The following is an 18,202-nucleotide window of genomic DNA, read 5'->3' as shown; positions in this document are numbered from 1 at the left end:
GACAGGGGGACGCATGTTCGAACGTGTTCTTGCTCCGCTGGACGGCTCGGTTCTCGCCTCCGGTGTCCTCACGCACGTCGCAAGGATCGCGCCCCCCGGCTCGGAGACGATGCTCCTGCGGGTCCTGGAAGGCAACGCCGAGGCCCCGCTGAACGATCCCCTCGAGTGGCGGATGCGCCGCGACGTGGCCGATGTCTACCTGGGCCATATCGCGCGGCGGGTGCTGGAGGAGATGGGGCTCCAGAGCATCACGCGCGTCGAGGAGGGCTCCGCGGCGGATCGGATCCTGGAGGTCGCGCGCGAGTGGGACTGTTCCCTGATCGCGCTGGACAGCCACGGCGCCGGCGGCCTGAACGCCTGGAACCTCAACTCCGTCGCCTTCAAGGTGGCGCAGCGCTCCGGGGCGTCGCTGCTGCTGGTGCGCGGCTACCACGTCGGCCAGGACGCGGCGCAGGACGCCCCGCTGGTGCCCGAGACCTACCACAGGATCCTGGTGCCGATGGACGGGTCGCTCCGGGCCGAGCACGTGCTCGGCGCGGCGGACGCGATCGCGGCCGGCATCGGCGCCACGCTGGTGCTCGCCCACGTCGTGCAGCCGCCCCGCTACATCCACCGTCGGCGCGGCAGCAGGATCGAGGCCACCGTGGACCGCGCCATCGACCAGTTCGTCGTCGAGGCGCAGACCTATCTCGACGAGCTCGCCGCCGGATTGCAGGCCGACACCGAAGTGCGGGTGCTCCGCGACCAGGACCCGGCGGCGGCGCTGCACCAGCTCGCATCCGCGGAGGGGGTGGACCTCGTCCTGGTGAGCGCGCACGGCCACTCCGGGCAGCGCTACTGGCCGTTGGGCAGCCTGGCCACCAGCTTCCTGCTGTACGGCACCACCACCTTGCTGGTGCTGCAGGACGTGCCCTGGGAGGACCTCCTGCCGAGCCAGGCGGAGGTCTCCGCCAACCGCCCGCTCGCCCCCGGCCAGCGCGCCACCGGCAGCCTGCCTGGGGAGACCGGCACCATGCTGGTCGACTGACCGCTCCAGAGGCGGTTATTCCCCGGTTCAGCAGTCAGCGAAAGCCGTGGGCAACGCACGCTCAGGGGCCGTCTCACGCGGGCGCGACGCGTTGACTCAGGTGGTGGGCGCACCTAGTTTCGGCATCACCCGCTCACCAGGAGAACCCCCATGGCCCACCGCAGCACCCGGCTGTCGCGGCGGACGGCTGCCGCCGTCGGCCTGCTGACGGCATGCGGGCTGCTGGCCGGCTGCGCCTCCACCGACTACGGCGACGACACCGTCACCATCGGCTACTTCGCCAACGTCACCCACGCGCCCGCGCTCATCGCCGACGGCGAGGGCCTCTTCGACGCCCGGCTGGCGGAGGCCGGGGCCACCGCATCCACGCAGTCGTTCAGGGCGGGACCCGAGGCGCTCCAGGCGGTGCTCGCCGGATCCGTCGACGTGGCCTACATGGGCCCCAACCCCACCGTCACGGCCTACCTGCAGTCGCGCGGCGAGGCCGTGCGGGTCATCGCCGGCTCCACCTCCGGCGGTGCCTCGCTGGTGGTCCGTGCGGGCATCGAGTCCCCCGAGGACCTCCGCGGCAAGCGTCTGGCCACCCCGCAACTCGGAAACACGCAGGACATCGCCCTCAGGCACTGGCTCGGCACCCAGGGCCTCACGGCCACCGACGACGGCGGGGGCGACGTGAGCGTGCTCCCCCAGCCCAACTCCGCAGCTGTGCAGGCCTTCACCGCGGGTGGGATCGACGGCGGCTGGCTGCCCGAGCCCTTCGCCACCCGGCTCGTCGAGGCCGGCGGCGTGGTGCTCGTCGACGAGCGGGACCTCTGGCCCGACGGGCTCTTCGCCTCCACCACCGTGATCGCCAACCCGCGGTTCGTCGAGGAGCGCCCGGACCTGCTGCGCGCGTTCCTGGACGCCCACCTCGATGCCCTCGCACTGATCGACGAGGACCCGGTCGCCGCCCGCGACGCCGCCGCCGCCCAGATCACGGCCCTGACCGGGCAGGTGATGGACCCCGGGACTCTCCGCGCCTCCTGGGAGACGCTCGAGTTCACCGTCGAGCCGCTCGCCGACACCCTCCGGGCCGCCGCCGCCCACGCCGACGCCGTGGGCCTGCTGCCGGACAAGCCCAACGACGACTTCGCCCGCCTGTGGGACCTGGCCGTGCTGAACGAGGCGCTGGACGCCCGCGGCCTGGCCGAGGTGGCCTCGTGAGCGCGGCGACAGCACCCGCGGCGCCCGCCGGCGGCCTCCGGCTCAGGGGCGTGACCAAATCGTTCGGGCAGGGCGAGCAGCGGGTCACCGCCCTCGGCGGCCTGGACCTCGACGTGGAACCAGGCGAGTTCGTCGCCCTCGTCGGCGGCTCAGGTTGCGGCAAGTCGACGATGCTCACGCTGGCCGCGGGGCTCGAGACCCCCACGTCGGGCACCATCGACGCCGGCGGCAAGGTGGCCCTGATGTTCCAGGAGTCCACGCTGCTGCCGTGGCTCACCGCTGCCGGCAACGTCGAGCTCGCGCTCCAGCTGCGCGGCGTTGACAAGGGCGAACGCGCCGCCCTCGCCCGTCAGCTGCTGGGCAAGGTCCGGCTGGGTCGCCACCTGGACAAGCGCCCGCACGAGATGAGCGGCGGAATGAGGCAGCGCGTGGCGCTGGCGCGGGTGCTGGCGCAGGACGCCGCCGTCGTGCTGATGGACGAGCCCCTCGGTGCGCTCGACGCCATGACCCGCGACCAGATGCACGACCTCATCGAGGACGTGTGGCTCGACGCCGGCTTCAGCGTGGTGTTCGTCACGCACAACGTGCGCGAAGCGGTCCGGCTGTCGGACCGCACCATCCTGATGGGGTCGCGGCCGGGGCGGATCATCCACGAACAGCGCATCCAGCTCCCCCGGCCCCGGGCCATGGAGTCCGCGGCGTGCGTCGCGTTGGCCGCGGACCTCACCCAACGACTCCGCGAGGAGGTGGCACGCCATGACGAGGCCGACTACTTCGAGATCTGACTCCCCTGCCACGGACCCGCTCGAGCCCATCGACGACGCCGCGGCCGACGCCACCGTCGAACGGAAGGCGCTGCCCCGCTGGCGGCGCGCCCTCCCCATCCTGCTGGCCACCCTGTTCTTCCTCGCGGTGTGGCAGGTGGTGGTGTGGGCCGGCTGGAAGCCCGACTACCTCCTTCCCGGGCCCCTCGTCGTCCTCGGGGAGCTCGCGCGGCTCTCCGCCGACCCGGAGTTCTGGCAGGCGCTCGGCCGCACCCTCACCCGCGCGGTGCTGGGCTTCGCGCTGGCGCTGGCCATCGGCACCGCCATCGGGCTGGCGACGGCGAGGTCGCGGCTGCTGCGCTCTGCCATCGGGTCGCTGGTCACCGGCCTGCAGACGATGCCATCGGTGGTGTGGTTCCCGCTGGCGATCCTGCTGCTGGGCCTCGGCGAGCAGGCCATCATGTTCGTCGTCGTGCTGGGCGCGGCACCCAGCATCGCCAACGGCGTCCTCACCGGCGTGGACCAGGTGCCGCCCGCCTACCACAAGCTCGGCGACGTGCTCGGCGCGCACGGCTGGACGCTGTACCGGCACATCATCATCCCGGCGGCGCTGCCGTCGTATGTCGCGGGGCTCAGCCAGGGCTGGGCGTTCGCGTGGCGCTCCCTCATGGCTGGCGAGCTGCTGGTGGTCATCCCGGGCTCGCTCGCCCTGGGCAACCGGCTGTCGTCGGCGCAGGAGTTCGGAGACGCGACCGGGCTGATGGCGTACATGATCGTCATCCTGATCGTCGGGATGCTCGCGGACACGGCCTTCACAGCAATGTCGCGGCGGATCCGACGGCGCCGCGGCCTCGCCACCCCGTCGGAATCGCGCCCCTGAACGCACCCCGCGGTCAGTGGCAGCGGCGCTGCCCCCAGGCGGTGGTTGGGCCTCGACCCGCGGTACCCGGGGGGGTATATGCTGGAGATTCCGAACGAAGGAGCCTTCACATGATCGAGTTCTTGTCCTCAACCGCAGGCCGCATCACCCGCGCTGCCATCGGTGTCGTGCTGCTGGTCGCGGGGTTCATCGTCGGCGGGGTGTGGGCGTGGGTGCTCGGCATCCTGGGCGCGGTGTTCGTGACTGTGGGCGTGGCGGACGTGTGCCTGCTCTCACCGCTGTTCGGCAAGCCCTTCAAGGGCGCCGACGTCCGCGCCTCCCTGCGATAATCCCCTCCCGCGGGCGCCCGATCGATCCCTGAGGAGGCCGACGTCGCGAAGCGACCGTCGGCCGTCTCGAAGGGTCGTATCCCCCACCTTCCAGCAGTCGATGCAACATGTCGCGACACAACCCTTCGAGACGATCCCCGGCGCTCCGCGCGGCGATCTCCTCAGGGAGCGGTGGGAACGATCACCGGCGCTCCGCGCGGCGATCTCCTCAGGGATCGGCAGGGGACGGGCCCTGCCGCTCAGCGACTCGCGGGGACCTTGATGACGGGGCAGACGAAGTACTTCACGACGCCATCATCGACGGCGTCACCGGTCGCCAACGCCTCAGTCACCTCCGCCGTGGTGTCGATCACCCCGTCGTGATCGAGGTCGGAGGACGCGAGCGCCGCCGCGTACCCGTTGGGGAAGCTGAGGGCGTGGACCATCCAACGTCCCCCGTTGTAGCCGGGGTCGCCGGGGGCCGCCGTCGCCACGCTCGGCTGCGCCGAGTCGAAGCTGTAGATGGTGTCCCAGGCGTGGGCCGGGGCGCCGGTCCCCGAGAGGTCGGTCGGGGTGCCGACGGTTCGGTACATCACGCCGTCGACATAGAAGGCCGGGCCGGTCACCCCGGCGTGGGCGGTGAGCGGGACGGCGACGGTGGCGCCGGCGACGAGGGCGGCTGCGGCGAGGCGGGTGAAGGTGAACATGTCTGAACCTCTTTCGGGTAGTCCCCGGCCTTGTTGCCGGTGCCTCGAAGTCAACTCCTGAGCCCCGCGGGACTCCATGACGCAGCGCTTACCTGGTTCTTACGGGGATGTAACGCCCTGGTTGGCGCTGCCGGCGGCAGGTCCGGGCCGACCTACGATGGCGACATGACGGACGTGCTCGTCGTCGAGGACGACCCCACGGTGGCCGAGGTGCTCGGCCTCTACCTGGGGCGGGCCGGACTGCGCGTCAGGCACACGACGTCTGGCGAGGAGGCCCTGGCCATGGCCGCCGAGACGCCGCCCGCGCTCGCGATCCTCGACCTCATGCTGCCGGGGATGGACGGCCTGGAGCTGTGCCGACGGCTCCGGCTCGCCCGCGCGGACCTGCCGATCATCATGCTCACCGCCCGCGGCGACGAGGAGGAGCGCATCCTCGGCCTTCAGGTCGGTGCGGACGATTACGTCAGCAAGCCCTTCAGCCCCCGTGAACTCGTGCTGCGTGCGCAATCGCTGATGCGCCGCGCCGCGCCCGGATCCGTACCGAGGCCTTCGGCCCCCGACACGCTCGCGGACGGCGACGTCGTCGTGGATCGGTCTGCCCACCGCGCCCTGTGCGGAGGACGCGCCTTGTCCCTGACGTCGCGCGAGTTCGAACTGCTGGCCTGGTTCCTGGCGCATCCTGGGCGTGCGGCCGGCCGGGAGGAACTCATGCGCGAGGTCTGGGACTGGGAGTTCGGCGATGCTTCGACGGTGACCGTCCACGTCCGCAGGCTTCGGGAGAAGATCGAGGCAGATCCCGGGAACCCCGTCCGGCTGGTCACGGTGTTCGGGGTCGGCTACCGCTGGGAGCCGGGCATGGGCGGGGATGAGCCTCGATGAACCCCGTCCTGATCTCCGCCCTCGTCGCCGCAGCCGTGGGGGTGCTCGGCACCGCCGTCGTGATGCTGATCGCGCGCCGATCGATCCGGCTGGCCGCGGTGGCTGCCCCGATCGTGGTGGTGGTCTCGCTGGCGGCCGGCGTGGCCGCGAGCGTGCAGACGATGGCCATCAGCGACTCGGCCGCGGCGACCATCCAGCTCGTCCTGGCGGGCGCGGCGCCGATGGCCCTCGTCGTCGGCCTGGTGCTGTCGCGGCAGCTCGGCTCCCGGGACCGGTCCATCACCCTGCGCGAGGCGGCGCTCGAGCGCGACCGTCAGGTCGAGTTGAGGCGGCGGGAGCTGGTGTCGTGGATGTCCCCCGACCTTCGGACGCCGCTCGCCGGGATGACCGCGATCACTGAGGCCCTGCAGGACGGGGTGGCCCCTGATCCCGCGGCGTACCTCGCGCGGCTGCACGGCGAGGCGATGCGTCTGGACGCCATGGTCGATGACCTGATCGCCCTGTCCCGGCTGCAGAGCCCGGTCGGCTGGCTGCACCGGGAGGAGATTTCCCTCCGCGATCTGGTCTCCGGGGTGCTGGAGCAGGCCAGGCCGGTCGCCGACCGGTCCGGGGTCAGGTTGACCGGGGAGGCCGAGCAGTCCGCGCCCGTGAGCGCCGACGCGAGGGAGGTGTCGCGGGCCGTGTCCAACCTCGTCGCGAACGGGATCCGGCACACCCCGTCGGGAGGCGAGGTGGCCGTGGCCGTGCGAGAAGCCGACGGGTGGGCGTCGGTCCAGGTGGCCGACGGGTGCGGTGGCATCCCCGTCGACCACCTGCCGCACCTGTTCGAGCCGGGGTGGAGAGGCAGCGAGGACCGCGGCCCCGGGGACGGTGCGGGCGCCGGTCTCGGCCTCGCGATCGCGCGGGGCGTCGCCGAGGCCCACGGCGGGACGGCGACCGCGAGAAACGCCGGGCCTGGCTGCGTCTTCGAGTTGCGGCTCCCGTCCGCCTGAATCAGACCCCGAGCTCCAGGGCGGCCCAGGCGTCGGTGAGGACCTTGGCGGCCACCTCTAGGCCCTCGATCCGGCCCAGCTCGGTGTCCTCGTGCTCGATGTTCAGGCACATGTCGGGGTCCACCTCGTACAGCGCGCGGATGAACTCGGTCCAGTAGGCGGTGTCGTGACCCTTGCCCAGGGCGACGAAGTCCCAGGAGGAGTCCTTCGGCCACTCGTTGGCCCACTCGTCGCCGCCGAGGTTGACGCGTGCCTCGTCCGCACCCATGCGGCGGAAGCCGTTGTCGAGGACCCCGTTGAGCCGCGCGTTCGGGTTGATCCGCACGTCCTTGGCCGCGGCATGGAAGATCAGCGGTCCCAGCTCCCGGACGACGGCGATCGGATCGGCCTGCTGCCAGAACAGGTGCGACGCGTCCATCTCGACGCCGATGTGGGTAGCTCCGGTCAGCTCGATCAGCTTCTTGACGTCGCGGGCGTTGAAAACAAGGTTCTGGGGGTGCAGTTCGAGGGCCACCTTCACCCCGTGGTCCTTGGCGAACTGGTCCATCTCGGTCCAGAAGGGCGCGGCGATCTCCCACTGGTAGTCGAGGACGTCGAGTGCGGCGGAGTTCCAGGCGTTGACGATCCAGTTGGGGTACTTGGTGCCGGGCTCGCCGCCGGGAAGGCCGGACATGGTGACGACGCGGGTCTGGCCGAGCGCCGCGGCCGCACGGATCGAGAGGCGGATGTCCTGGGCGTGCTTCTCGGCGATCTCCGCGTTCGGATGCAGCGGGTTCCCGTTGCAGTTGAGGCCCGCGATCTCGACGCCGGTGCCCTCGAACTTCTTCAGGTACTCCGTGGCCGCCGCGGGGCTGGTGGCGATCTCGTCGATGTTGGGGATGTGGACCGGGGGCAGGAAGCCGCCGGAGTTGATCTCGATGCCGGTGAGGCCGAGACCTCCGATCACCGCGAGCGCATCCTCGAGGGGGCGGTCGTGCAGGACCGCGTTGTAGACACCGAGCTTCACAGGGTCACCGTCTTTCCGTTGTTGGCAGCCGACTCAGCGACGGCGGCGAGAATTTCCATGTTGTGGACGCCTTCGTCGAACGAGGCGTTGCGGGGGAGGGAATCGGCCTCGGGGATGCCGGCGACCTCTTCCAGGAAGGCGCGGGCCTGGAACGCGAAGCCCTCGTTCTGGCCGAAGCCGACACCGGCCACGTCGATGGCCATGCCACCGGCGACGTAGGGATGGTCGGCGCCGAGGTTGACGGTCCGATAGCCGTTGGTGCCCGGCTGGTCGTCGTGGCGGTAGAGCCGCACCTGCGACGGGGTGTCCTGGTGGAAGCTCGCCGCGCCGTTCTCGCAGAAGACCTCGAAGTTCAGGCCGTTGGGGTAGCCGGCGGCGACGCGCGAGGCTTCCAGGCTCGCCGTCGTGTCGCCGAACTTCGCCGTGAACGTGGCGTAGTCGTCGTTCTCCACCGGCTCGGTCTCGCTCGAGACCTCGACCTGGCCGTGCCCGACGACGGTGCCCAGCGGGAGCGGACGCTCCGTGATGGCGGTGGTGAAGGCTGCGCCGGAGACGGCGGTCATGCCGCCGCAGAGGAACTCCGACAGATAAGTGAGGTGGCTGCCGACGTCGGCGAGCGCGCCCGACCCCATGGGGCCCTTGTAGCGCCAGCTCATCTGCCCCTTCGGGTTGCACGCGTAGTCACACCAGTACCGCGCCGAGAGGTGCAGCACCTTGCCCAGCGTCCCGTCCTGGATCCAGTTCCGGATAGCGGCGATGCCGGGCTGCCGGACGTACGTGAGCCCGATGCGGGCGATCGACGACGCCTCGCGGGCCAGCCGCGCCATCTCGCGGGCGGACTCGAGCGTGTCGGCCAGCGGCTTCTCGCACAGGACGTGCTTGCCGGCCTCGAGCAGGCCCTTGACCACCTCGAGGTGCAGGCTGTTGGCGATGACGACGCTGACGACGTGGATGTCGGGGTCGGCGGCGATGGCGCGCCAGTCGGTGTCGCAACGTTCGTAGCCGTAGCGGCGGGCGGTGGCCTCGCCGACCTCGGCGTTGACGTCACAGATGGAGACGTAGCGCAGGTCGGGCAGCGTGGGCCGATACAGGGTGGGCGCGACACGGTAGGCGGCGGCGTGCGACTTCCCCGCCATGCCGGCTCCGATGACGGCGATGCCGATGGTCATTCATCCTCCTCGATATGTGCTTGGAGCGGTCCAAGTAGCTTTACAATAGATCGACAGCACTTGTCCTGTCAATGGCTGCGTTACCCTCGGTCATCGTGGAAGGAGGTGCGCCATGTCACCTCGTCGACGGCCCTCCCGGCCAACCATCTACGACGTCGCCCGCGAGGCTGGCGTGTCCAAGTCGCTGGTGTCGCTCGTGCTCAACGATTCGCCCCTGGTGGCCGACGCCAAGCGGCAGGCCGTCCACGAGGCCATCGCCACGCTGGGATACCGGCGCAGCCATGCCGCCTCCGCGCTCGCGGCGGACCGCACCCGCACCGTGGGCCTGGTCATCGACGACTTCCAGAACCCCTCGTTCGTCGAGCTGCTGCGCGGCCTGCGCACTCTCCTCGGGCCGCAGGGGTTCCATGTCGCCATCCGGGAGCACTACCGCGACGGCGACGAGCTGATCAATGCCGTCGACGGGTTCCTCGACAGCCAGGTGGACGCGCTGGTGATCGCCGCCGAGCCCGGACGCGACCTTCCGGCGCTCGGCGTACCGACCGTGCTCGAGGGCACCCGCCTGCACGGCATCGACGGCGCCGACACCGTTGAGAGCGACCAGCGCCACGGCGTCCACCAACTCATGGAGCACCTGCGCTCGGGAGGGCACCGCCGGATCGGACACGTCACGGGGGCTGGCGGCGCCGCCGGCGCGCGCCTGGCGGCCTACCTGGAGGCTATGGCGGCGGAGGATGAGGATCCGCTCTATGCCGGCGGATCAAACGAGACGAACGAGGACGGAGGGTACGCGGGGGCGGTGGAGCTGCTGCGCCGGCACCCTGAGGTGACGGCCGTCTTCGCCGCCAACGACACCATGGCCCTCGGCGCGCGCGCCGCGTTGAGGGAGGCGGGGCGCGAGGTGCCTCGCGACGTCGCGCTCATCGGCTACGACAACTCGCACCTCGCACGCAGCCGCTTCCTCGACCTGACTACGGTGGACAGCCACGGACACGACGCCGGCATCGCGTGCGGGGAGGCGATCCTCAGGCGACTCGCGGAGCCTGACCTGCCCCCCGCGGCGGTGGTGGTCCCGAGCACCCTCGTGGTGCGTTCCTCGTCGGTCACGGTCCCCCGTTCCTGAAACCTCAGGTGGGCCTTGACCCCGGAAATCCCAGTGGCACTTCTGGTATCGACTACGCGACCAGATCCGCCGCCTTTGACTGGCAAGACTCGCGTCGGCAACGTGGAGCGCTCCGTGCCGGATGCGACGGCCGGACGCCGCTCCGGAATCGACGCGCCCGAACCCGTCCTGCGGTGGAGGGCAGGTAGGACGACGACGCCCCGGCCAGCCAGCGGTGAGCTGGCGGGCCGGGGCGGTGGTTGATCGGTGTGGGTCAGTCCTTCTGGGACTTCGGGATCTTCACTGTGCCACGGTTGGTGTCACTGGACGTCTCGCCGCCGAGGGTCAGCGTGATAGCGGTCCCGGTGGGTGCCGTGCTCGTGCCGAGAGCCGTGGCCACGGCGGGCTTGTAGCCGGACAGGTAGCCAGTGGCCGTGGGGTGATACGACAGATAGGTCGGGAACAGCGACGCGTTGTAGATCCACGCGGAGGAGTCGCACACGCCATGGCCCAGGAAGTCTGGAAGCACATCGGCGTAACCGATCCCGGCATCGTCAGCAGCTTTGGAGATCACTCCGGCGAGGGTGGCCGCCCCGGAGTTGAGCGCGTCGCGCTCGCGGACCGACACTGTGGTGATCCAACTGCAGTCGGCTTTGGTGGCGCTGAGCAGCCGGGGATAGGCGGTTGCCACGACGGTCGCGTCGGGGGCGGCCTCCCTGATCTGGGTGAACAGCAGCACCAGCCGCGACGGAAGCGCGTTCGCCGCGTCGACGGCGTCGTCGACGGCAGTGATGCAGGCGGATTCGTTGGTCCCGATGCAGGTGGTGAGCACCGATGCGAACCCGACGTCGTTGCCGCCCACCGTGATCGACACGTAGTCAGCCACCGCCAGGTAGTCAGTCTCTAGCTGCTCCGCCGTCACATCGTCGATGTCCGCCCCTGAGCATGCCTGGAGATCAAGGGCGTAGCCCTTCTCCTGCGCAATCAACCCCGGGTAGCCCTTGAGCGTGCGGTAGCAGTCCGTGCCGTCCTGGATGTAGCTCCCTCCGCCGACGCCGGCCGCGTAGCTGTCCCCGAGGGCGACGTAGACGGGCTGGGCCGGCGGCGGGGACGTCGGAGACGGCTCGTTGGTCGGCGATGGGCTCGGCGCCGGGCGCTTGGCCGCGGCGTCGACGCCGCCCGCGACGATGGTGAGTGAGACGACCAGCGTCGCCAGCGTGGCCACAACGCCACGGATCCCCCTGCGGTTCATGGCGTCAAGCTGTACCCGCCACCATGTCGCGGCAATGGGCAGTTTCGCAGCGCGCTTCGCCCCTCGTCTTCCGCTGCGCCTCCGCCGCCTCTCCCTCTGCGTCTTCCGCTGCGTCTTCCGCTGCCGCTGGGTGGCCCCAGGCGTGCACGACACGCCGTCGCGGTGCCACCTCGGTGTCCGTGGTCACGTCGAGGGCTGGGACAGGCGGCGTGTCGTGCACGGGGAGGTGGGCGTCAGAAGACGACCCGGGCCGCCTCGAGGGACGGACGGAGGTCGACGGCGACGCCGTCGAACAGGCTGTCCTCCGCCGTCCGTCCGGAGAGGTGCCGCATGAACTCCACCGCGGGCACCTCGACGGCGGGCCCCTCCCCCTCCCCCAGGTCCCACGCTCCCCCTTCGGGGCCGGTGAGGCGCAGGTGGACGGCAGGGCCGGTCCACGAGAGTCCGAGGTCGCGGATGACCTGCTCCACCACCTCCGCGTCCGTGGGGTCCGACACCGGCTCCCGCCCCACCGCTCGTCCGATGTCGTGGCGGTGCAGCCAGGTGTCGCGGGTGAGGATGGTGTCGACGAACCATCCGATCGTGGTGTACGACGGCAGTGCCGCGTCATTCGTCAGCCGACGGCGCATCCAGCCGGGGGTGTCGCGGCCCGACATCGTCCGCCGTCGAAGCAGCTCCAGCAGCTCAGCCGTGGAGAGGGAGCGGTGCCTGTCGATGCCCACCTCGTTGGCGGCGTCCAGGGAGCTGCGACCGCGGTAGCGGAACCGCCCGATCTGAGCGTCGACGATGAACAGCAGCGGGTTGCCCGGGAACCGTGCCGCTGAGGCGACGTGGCCCACCATGTCGCGCACCGTCCAGGCGGGGCACTCGGTGACGGTGTCCCACTGCTCCGGGGTGAGGCCGCGCACCTCGTCGATCAGGCGAAGGTGCTGGGCGCGGCCCACGCGGAGACCGTCGCCGGGGCCGGGGAGCGGGATGTCGATGGCACGCATGGTCTGATCCTTCGTCGAGGGGTGGCCGGAGGCGGTGGTGCTAGTGGTGGCTCGCATGGGAGGTCCTTTCGGGGAGATGGGCGGTGATCAGCGCCCGCACGAGCGCTGGGAAGTGCCGGGAGGCGGTGCCGTCCTCGTAGGCGACGCCGGGCTCGTTGGACAGCTGGCGGACGATCACCCCCGTGGCGGCGTTGGCCAGGTTCTGGGACAGCTCGTCGAGGTCGACGGTGGGGTTGAGCAGGCCGAGGTCGCGGAAGCCGCGCAGGTCGTCGCCGAGCATCGTGAACAGGGCCACCGACGGCGCATACGCCTCGGGGCTCGGCTCCCAGGCGGGGACGGGGCGGGTCATCAAGAGATGGCTGAGCTCGGCGTTCTCCAGGGCCCAGCGGACGAAGGTCCCCTCCAACTCGATGGCGCGGCTGACCGGGTCGGTCTCGGTGGTCGCGGGCCCGAGCCTGTCGCGGTGGCTGGCGACGGTGTCGTGGCACGCCTGCCATCCCCGGCGGAAGAGCTCGTCGTAGAGGGCGTTTTTGGAGTCGAAGTAGGTGTAGAGCGACGGGGTGCGCACGCCGAGTCGTCGGGCCACTTCCCCCAGCGACAGCCCCCCGACCCCATGTTCGCCCATCAGCCGGACGGCGATCGCGACGATCTCGTCGCGGGTCTCGCCGTGCCGCCGTTGCCGACGCTCCGTGCTCGTATCCATGAATCCTCCTTATGCCAAAAGGTATCCCTAATAGGATTAGGACACAAGAGGGCTCATTCTTCCGGACGCTGCGGCGCTCTGGGAGTAGCGTCAACCCCACACAGAGACGTGGGTGCACCGTGTCCGACCTTGTCGCCGTTCTGGCCTTCGTGGCCTGTGCCGCCGCGATCTTCTTCGCCGGCGGACGGCTGTCGCGCTACGGCGAGCGCATCGCCCAGCTGAGCGGCTGGGGCAGCGCGTGGGTGGGCCTGATCCTCATGGCATCGGTCACGTCCCTGCCCGAGCTCGTCGTCGGCGTCAGCTCGTCGGCCCTGGTCGGGTCGGCCGACCTGGCCGTAGGCGACGTTCTCGGCAGCTGCGCCATCAACCTCCTCATCCTGGCCAGCCTGGACGCCTTCGTGCCGGCCCGCCGGAGGCTCTTCGCCCTCGCCTCCCCGTCGCATGTCATGGCGGCCGCTCTCGGGATCGTGCTCCTCGCCACCGTCGGCGTCGGACTGCTGGTCGACGACTCGCTGCCGCTCACACCCTGGATCGGGCTCTCATCGCTGGTGTTCCTCTTCCTGTACCTGGGTTCGGTGCGGCTCATCTTCCGCAACGGGCGAGGCCTCCCCCCGGACCCCAGCGTTCAGCCACCGCTCGACGAGAACCTCTCCCCCGGCGACGCCGTCACGGCAGGGCTCGGACTACGTCAGGTCGCCGCCCGCTACTCACTCCATGCCGGGATCGTCGTCGTGGCGGCCATCCTGCTGCCGCCCGCGGCCGAGGCGATCGCCCGGATGTCAGGATTGGAGGAGTCCTTCGTCGGAACCATCTTCGTGGCCGTGTCGACGTCGCTGCCTGAGCTGGCCGTGTCCCTGGCCGCGATTCGGATTGGCGCCATCGACCTGGCGGTGGGCAACATCCTGGGCTCGAACCTGTTCAACATCCTCATCCTGGCGATCGACGACGTGGCCTACACCGACGGGCTCCTGCTCGCCGATGCTTCGCCGAGCCACCTCTTCACCGTGTTGACCACCATCGCCATGTCGGCGATCGCAATCATCGGGCTGACGTATCCGTCGGCCCGAGGCAAGCGGTTCCTACTGGCGGGTGACGCGGCGCTCATGCTGGTCGTCTACGCCGGTAATGCCGCGATGCTGCTGACCCTCTCACCGCACTAGTCCCGTTTCGTCGACCGCCGCGGGAGTAGTGTCGACGGTTGGGAGAGAGCATCATGGCCACACCATCGACATCACCACAGACCGGCGCCTGGGGCGCAGCTCGGTTCGTCGTCTACGTGACCGTAAGCCACGTCGTCACCTATCTACTGGCCGGGCTGGTGGCATCGCGGGTCTTCGATTACGAGGCGATCTTCGAGACTCCCGTCATCCGCGACTACTACCTCCCCTACGCCTCGCCCGACGTGTCGCTCGCGTGGGGGCTGCAGGTGGTGCGGGGCGCACTGTTCGGGTTGGTGCTGCTGCCGTTCCGCCGGTTCCTGGCCGCGACCAGATGGGGATGGCTGTGGGTGTGGCTGCTCTTCGTGGTGATCGGCATCCTCGGCACCCCGGCGGCGGCGCCGGGTTCGTTTGAGGGCGTGATCTACACGCAGATCCCGCTGTGGTTCCACGCCGTCGGGATGCCGGAGATGCTGCTACAGACGCTGGCCTTCAGCTTCCTCGTACACCGCACCCTGCGCGCTGCCGAACATCCGCTCCCCGGCTGGGCGACGACACTGCTCCGTGCGGCGTCGGTGGCGTCCATCTCGTTCCTCGGGTACACCGCCGTGTCGCTGGCGTTCGCGTTCTCGGCGGGAGTCGGCTTGTCGTCCGGGTCCGACCTGCGGGTCCTCGGCCAGTTCATCGCTCCGCTGGTGCTGACCATCGCGGCCGTGCTCGTCACCGTGGACCGGTGGTGGCTGCCGAAGCACGCGGCGTTGTACGTCGCGTCGGCCGGCGCACTGGCGCTCTACCAGTGGCTCGTCCTCGGCTCCGCCGGGTGGACCTACGTGCTGCTGGCCCCCATCCTGCCGGTCCTGATCGCGGCGGCGATGACCCGCCCGAGGGCCCCTTCAGCCCCCGGCGCGCCGACCCTCCTCAGCGGTGGCCAGCCAGGCTAGGCGAGCATGCGGGTGCCGCCGGGGGTGACTTCGTAGCGGTAACCCAGTGGGCTCAGCCAGTAGAGCTGACAGGGCCTGGGTTGCTGAACGCGCCAGTACCAGGCGGTCTTCGCGCGATGGATCCCGCGCCCCAGGGGGGCCATGTTGCCGATCCGTGTCTGCCCCGGTCTACCGGGGGAGAACGACTCGGTGTGGTCAACGTCGAGACCCTTGCTGCGCCGGGTGGAGTAGGGGAAGAGTTCGCGATCCAGAGCGATCAGGATGGCCTTCTTCAGCCGCACCGACGGCACGTACTGGTCTTCGGCGGCTATCTCGGGGAGGTCGATCACCGGCTGCACCGACACCTCCACGCCGGGCAGCAGTTCGGCCAGCAGCGCGGTGGTGATGTGCCCAGCTCCGTCGATCCGCGCGGCACCGCTGAGCTGCCCGACGGCGTCGGCGTGGAGGTGAACGGCGAGTTCGAGCTTGGGGCGAAGCGCCGCCAGCGGGACGGTGATGGTGCCGCACAACGCCCCCAGGCAGTGCGGATCATGGCGCTGCCCCTGGGATTCAACGGGATGGCCGGGCTCAACGGCGGCGCCGTCCTCTGAGGTCGAGTCGTCGATGAGGGCGGGCTGCGCGGCCCGCTGCAGCAGAGCCAACGCGTAGGCCGGGTTCGCCAACACCCCCAGCGCCTTGGCCCGCAGCGTCGACTTCGTGGCATCCGGGTGCTCGACGGCCAACACGTCTGCGACGCGGTCCACCGCGGCGTCCAGGTAGCGGGCATCCAACACATCCAGGCGGCCGGTCAGGTTCATCACCCCGTCGAACAACCCCCACACATGCACCCCGCGGGCCGCGCGAGCTGCCTCCTCACGCTCGGCCGCCCGTGCCTGGTCGGCCTCCAGGATCAGTTTCCTCAGCAGATTGAACGCGGCGGTCCAGCCCAGCGCCTCCTGGCGGCCAACCCACCGATCGGTCACCGAATCAGCGGCCTCCGGGCCCAGGTCCAGGCACATCTCGGCGGCCTTGCAGGCCCGGGCCGGCTCGATCTCCAACTGCCGCATCGCCTCGAACATGCCCGGATGGCGATGCTTCAGGTTCAGCGCATCCGCGAGCTTGGACGCCGCCACGATCGGGGTGCAGCGCAACAGACCCGCCACCTCGAGGGCCACGAACTCCGACACCCGCGGAGTCCCGGACCCGCCGAGCACGACCTTCCGCTCGGCCAGGACCTCCACCACATCCTCGTAATCCACCTCGTAGGCCTCGGCCAGGTCACACAGCAACATGACGGTGCCCGCCTCGGCGAACCGGCGCAGCTCATCAGTGGAGCGCAACTGCTCCGCGATCTGCCGCACCGACTCCCTCATGACCCCGACACTATGACCCCCCTCTGACATTTTTTGCGTCACCGGTTCGAATCACGGAGATCCGTGGAAAAGAATCTTGGCCCTGGCCAGGGTCGCTGAAGTGACGCACAATCGAACCTCACACCGCTCTCCCTAGGGGCAGACATGCAGGTTGATCCACACACCCTCGACGACGCCGTCGCCAAGAATGCGTTCACCGGCGTCGTGACCATCGACGTCGGCGAGGCACGCGTCCTCGAGCGCTGCGAGGGGTTCATGCATCGCGCCTTCGGCGTGCCGATGACCGCCTCGGCGCGGATCGCGATCGCCAGCGGCAGCAAGACGTTTACCGCGCTGGCGGTGATGCGTCTCGTCGAGGACGGCGCACTCCGGCTCGACCAGCCGGTCCGCGAACTGCTCGGCGACGACCTTCCGCTCATCGACGACGCCGTCACGGTTGAGCACCTCCTCACCCACACGTCGGGGATCGGTGACTACCTGGACGAGGACGGGGACTGGGAGGTCGACGAGTTCATCCTCACCCTCCCCGTCCACACGCTCACCACGTCCGAGGCGTTCCTGCCGATGCTCGAGGGCCACCCCGCGAAGTTCGCTCCCGGGGAGCGGTTCGCCTACTGCAACGGCGGGTACATGGTGCTCGCGATCCTGCTGGAGCGGGTCACGGGAGAGGTGTATCACGACGTGGTGCGCCGTCTGGTCTTCGAGCCGGCCGGCCTGGCGGCAACCGGGTTCCTCCCCCTCAACGACCTGCCTGCCGACGCAGCCCTCGGCTACCTCGCGGACGACGGAGACCTCGTCAACACCCTGCACCTGCCCATCCTCGGCAACGGCGACGGCGGCGCATTCACCACCGCCGACGATCTGCACCGCTTCTGGCTGGCGCTTCTGGAGGGCCGCATCGTCTCGCGCGGGACCGTCGAGGAGATGACCCGCCCGCGCCACGACGTGCAGGACGAGGGCATGCGCTACGGCATGGGGTTCTGGCTGCATCGGACAGGTCCGGCGCTCGTCCTTGAGGGCTACGACGCCGGGGCGTCGTTCCGCTCAACCCACATTCCCGCCACCCGGACGACGGTGACCGTGCTGGGCAACAGCTCCGAGGGGGCGTGGCCGGTGATCGGCACACTGGCCACCGCGATCGACGCCGAACTCGCCTGACGAGGGCCGCCGGACCAGGGGCACAGACACGAAACCCCCCGCCCAATCCGGGCGGGGGGTTTCGAGCACTTCGTGCTCAGTCGGTTGCGGGACCCGTCAGGCGAGGGCCTTCGCCTTCAGCTGGTCGTATTCGGCGGGGCTGATCGCACCGCTGTCGAGCAGCGACTTGGCCCGGGTGATCTGCGCGGACGGGTCTGCCTCGGCGGCCACCGAGCGGATGTAGTTGTCCGTGGCTTCACGGGCCTCGGCGGCGCCGGCCAGCTGCCGCTCCGCCATCCCGCGGCCGCGTGCGATCACGTAGACCAGTGCCGTCAGCGGAGGTGCGATGAACAGCGCCACCACCCACAGTGCACGCGTCCAACCCTTGAGTCCGCGGTCGCGGAAGATGTCCACAATCACCTGGAAGAGCACCATCAGGTAACTGATGAAGATGAAGCCCCACACCATCAGCCAGAAGAAATCCCAGAAGTTCACGTCGTCCTCATCATCAATGTCGCGCCGTGCACACGCACGGCTCGGAGAGCCGGCGCAGATGCACCAGCCGAGCAGATCATGCGCTGCGCCGAAGCTCCAGGCATCACCCACAGAGGGTGATCCCGCTGACGACGAA

Annotated in this window: 19 protein-coding genes; 11 read left to right on the top strand and 8 right to left on the bottom strand. The window is 70.1% G+C overall.

All coding sequences use genetic code 11. From position 1 onward, the window contains the following. The first annotated feature begins 13 nt into the window (after positions 1 to 13). The 5 genes from H5399_RS00980 to H5399_RS00960 all read left to right on the top strand — a co-directional run bounded on the left by H5399_RS00980 (position 14) and on the right by H5399_RS00960 (position 4,203). Positions 14 to 1,027, top strand: coding sequence for a universal stress protein (locus H5399_RS00980; RefSeq protein WP_182781163.1), 1,014 nt, complete (start codon positions 14 to 16; stop codon positions 1,025 to 1,027). 150 nt (positions 1,028 to 1,177) lie between these two features. Beyond that, positions 1,178 to 2,230, top strand: a complete 1,053-nt coding sequence (locus tag H5399_RS00975) for an ABC transporter substrate-binding protein (RefSeq protein WP_182781162.1) — start codon at positions 1,178 to 1,180, stop codon at positions 2,228 to 2,230. Next, on the top strand, positions 2,227 to 3,015 hold the full coding sequence (locus H5399_RS00970; protein WP_182781161.1) for an ABC transporter ATP-binding protein: 789 nt from the start codon (positions 2,227 to 2,229) through the stop codon (positions 3,013 to 3,015). The genes H5399_RS00975 and H5399_RS00970 overlap by 4 nt, the downstream gene beginning before the upstream one ends. Next, the gene (locus H5399_RS00965) at positions 2,987 to 3,874 is read left to right on the top strand and encodes an ABC transporter permease (protein WP_182781160.1); all 888 of its coding nucleotides are present in this window, start codon (positions 2,987 to 2,989) and stop codon (positions 3,872 to 3,874) included. Before H5399_RS00970 ends, H5399_RS00965 begins: the two co-directional genes overlap by 29 nt. Positions 3,875 to 3,984: 110 nt before the next feature. Beyond that, positions 3,985 to 4,203 (top strand): DUF2892 domain-containing protein, encoded by a 219-nt coding sequence (locus H5399_RS00960; protein ID WP_182781159.1) that lies wholly within the window; start codon positions 3,985 to 3,987, stop codon positions 4,201 to 4,203. 239 nt (positions 4,204 to 4,442) lie between these two features. On the opposite strand, the gene H5399_RS00955 is transcribed toward H5399_RS00960, so the two are convergent. Then, positions 4,443 to 4,889: a hypothetical protein gene (locus H5399_RS00955; protein WP_182781158.1), complete on the bottom strand. Its 447-nt coding sequence runs from the start codon at positions 4,887 to 4,889 to the stop codon at positions 4,443 to 4,445. A 165-nt stretch (positions 4,890 to 5,054) separates the two neighbouring features. On the opposite strand from H5399_RS00955, the gene H5399_RS00950 reads away from it, so the two are divergent. Both H5399_RS00950 and H5399_RS00945 read left to right on the top strand, forming a co-directional pair. Continuing rightward, positions 5,055 to 5,768, top strand: coding sequence for a response regulator transcription factor (locus H5399_RS00950; RefSeq protein WP_182781157.1), 714 nt, complete (start codon positions 5,055 to 5,057; stop codon positions 5,766 to 5,768). Beyond that, positions 5,765 to 6,760 carry a cell wall metabolism sensor histidine kinase WalK gene (locus H5399_RS00945; RefSeq protein WP_182781156.1) on the top strand — a complete coding sequence of 332 codons (996 nt, stop codon included), beginning with the start codon at positions 5,765 to 5,767 and terminating at the stop codon, positions 6,758 to 6,760. The genes H5399_RS00950 and H5399_RS00945 overlap by 4 nt, the downstream gene beginning before the upstream one ends. A gap of 1 nt (position 6,761) precedes the next feature. Here the strand turns inward: H5399_RS00945 and H5399_RS00940 are convergent, their stop codons facing one another. Beyond that, positions 6,762 to 7,766, bottom strand: a complete 1,005-nt coding sequence (locus H5399_RS00940) for a sugar phosphate isomerase/epimerase (protein WP_182781155.1) — start codon at positions 7,764 to 7,766, stop codon at positions 6,762 to 6,764. Further along, positions 7,763 to 8,935 (bottom strand): Gfo/Idh/MocA family protein, encoded by a 1,173-nt coding sequence (locus H5399_RS00935; RefSeq protein WP_182781154.1) that lies wholly within the window; start codon positions 8,933 to 8,935, stop codon positions 7,763 to 7,765. The genes H5399_RS00940 and H5399_RS00935 overlap by 4 nt, the downstream gene beginning before the upstream one ends. Before the next feature lie 112 nt (positions 8,936 to 9,047). On the opposite strand from H5399_RS00935, the gene H5399_RS00930 reads away from it, so the two are divergent. Then, positions 9,048 to 10,058: a LacI family DNA-binding transcriptional regulator gene (locus tag H5399_RS00930; protein ID WP_182781153.1), complete on the top strand. Its 1,011-nt coding sequence runs from the start codon at positions 9,048 to 9,050 to the stop codon at positions 10,056 to 10,058. A 253-nt stretch (positions 10,059 to 10,311) separates the two neighbouring features. Here the strand turns inward: H5399_RS00930 and H5399_RS00925 are convergent, their stop codons facing one another. The 3 genes from H5399_RS00925 to H5399_RS00915 all read right to left on the bottom strand — a co-directional run bounded on the left by H5399_RS00925 (position 10,312) and on the right by H5399_RS00915 (position 12,984). Continuing rightward, positions 10,312 to 11,289, bottom strand: coding sequence for an SGNH/GDSL hydrolase family protein (locus tag H5399_RS00925; protein WP_182781152.1), 978 nt, complete (start codon positions 11,287 to 11,289; stop codon positions 10,312 to 10,314). A 233-nt stretch (positions 11,290 to 11,522) separates the two neighbouring features. Beyond that, a complete protein-coding gene (locus tag H5399_RS00920) occupies positions 11,523 to 12,338 on the bottom strand; it encodes a maleylpyruvate isomerase family mycothiol-dependent enzyme (protein WP_182781151.1) in 816 nt (271 codons plus the stop codon). Further along, a complete protein-coding gene (locus H5399_RS00915; protein ID WP_182781150.1) occupies positions 12,322 to 12,984 on the bottom strand; it encodes a TetR/AcrR family transcriptional regulator in 663 nt (220 codons plus the stop codon). Before H5399_RS00915 ends, H5399_RS00920 begins: the two co-directional genes overlap by 17 nt. A gap of 119 nt (positions 12,985 to 13,103) precedes the next feature. Between H5399_RS00915 and H5399_RS00910 the strand changes: the two genes are divergently transcribed. Continuing rightward, complete coding sequence (locus H5399_RS00910; protein ID WP_182781149.1) at positions 13,104 to 14,144, top strand: sodium:calcium antiporter; 1,041 nt, start codon at positions 13,104 to 13,106, stop codon at positions 14,142 to 14,144. Positions 14,145 to 14,197: 53 nt separating this feature from the next. Further along, positions 14,198 to 15,082: a hypothetical protein gene (locus tag H5399_RS00905; RefSeq protein ID WP_182781148.1), complete on the top strand. Its 885-nt coding sequence runs from the start codon at positions 14,198 to 14,200 to the stop codon at positions 15,080 to 15,082. Here H5399_RS00905 and H5399_RS00900 read toward each other — a convergent pair. Further along, positions 15,079 to 16,434 carry a hypothetical protein gene (locus H5399_RS00900; RefSeq protein WP_182781147.1) on the bottom strand — a complete coding sequence of 452 codons (1,356 nt, stop codon included), beginning with the start codon at positions 16,432 to 16,434 and terminating at the stop codon, positions 15,079 to 15,081. The two genes, H5399_RS00905 and H5399_RS00900, sit on opposite strands and share 4 nt — an antisense overlap. A gap of 144 nt (positions 16,435 to 16,578) precedes the next feature. Between H5399_RS00900 and H5399_RS00895 the strand changes: the two genes are divergently transcribed. After that, a complete protein-coding gene (locus H5399_RS00895; protein WP_182781146.1) occupies positions 16,579 to 17,592 on the top strand; it encodes a serine hydrolase in 1,014 nt (337 codons plus the stop codon). 96 nt (positions 17,593 to 17,688) lie between these two features. Here H5399_RS00895 and H5399_RS00890 read toward each other — a convergent pair whose 3' ends face one another. Then, a complete protein-coding gene (locus tag H5399_RS00890; protein WP_370585657.1) occupies positions 17,689 to 18,066 on the bottom strand; it encodes an SHOCT domain-containing protein in 378 nt (125 codons plus the stop codon). Positions 18,067 to 18,202: the final 136 nt, after the last annotated feature.

The sequence above is a fragment of the Tessaracoccus sp. MC1627 genome, from assembly GCF_014164725.1.
Classification (GTDB): domain Bacteria; phylum Actinomycetota; class Actinomycetes; order Propionibacteriales; family Propionibacteriaceae; genus Arachnia.
This window is presented reverse-complemented; position numbering and strand designations above follow the sequence as displayed.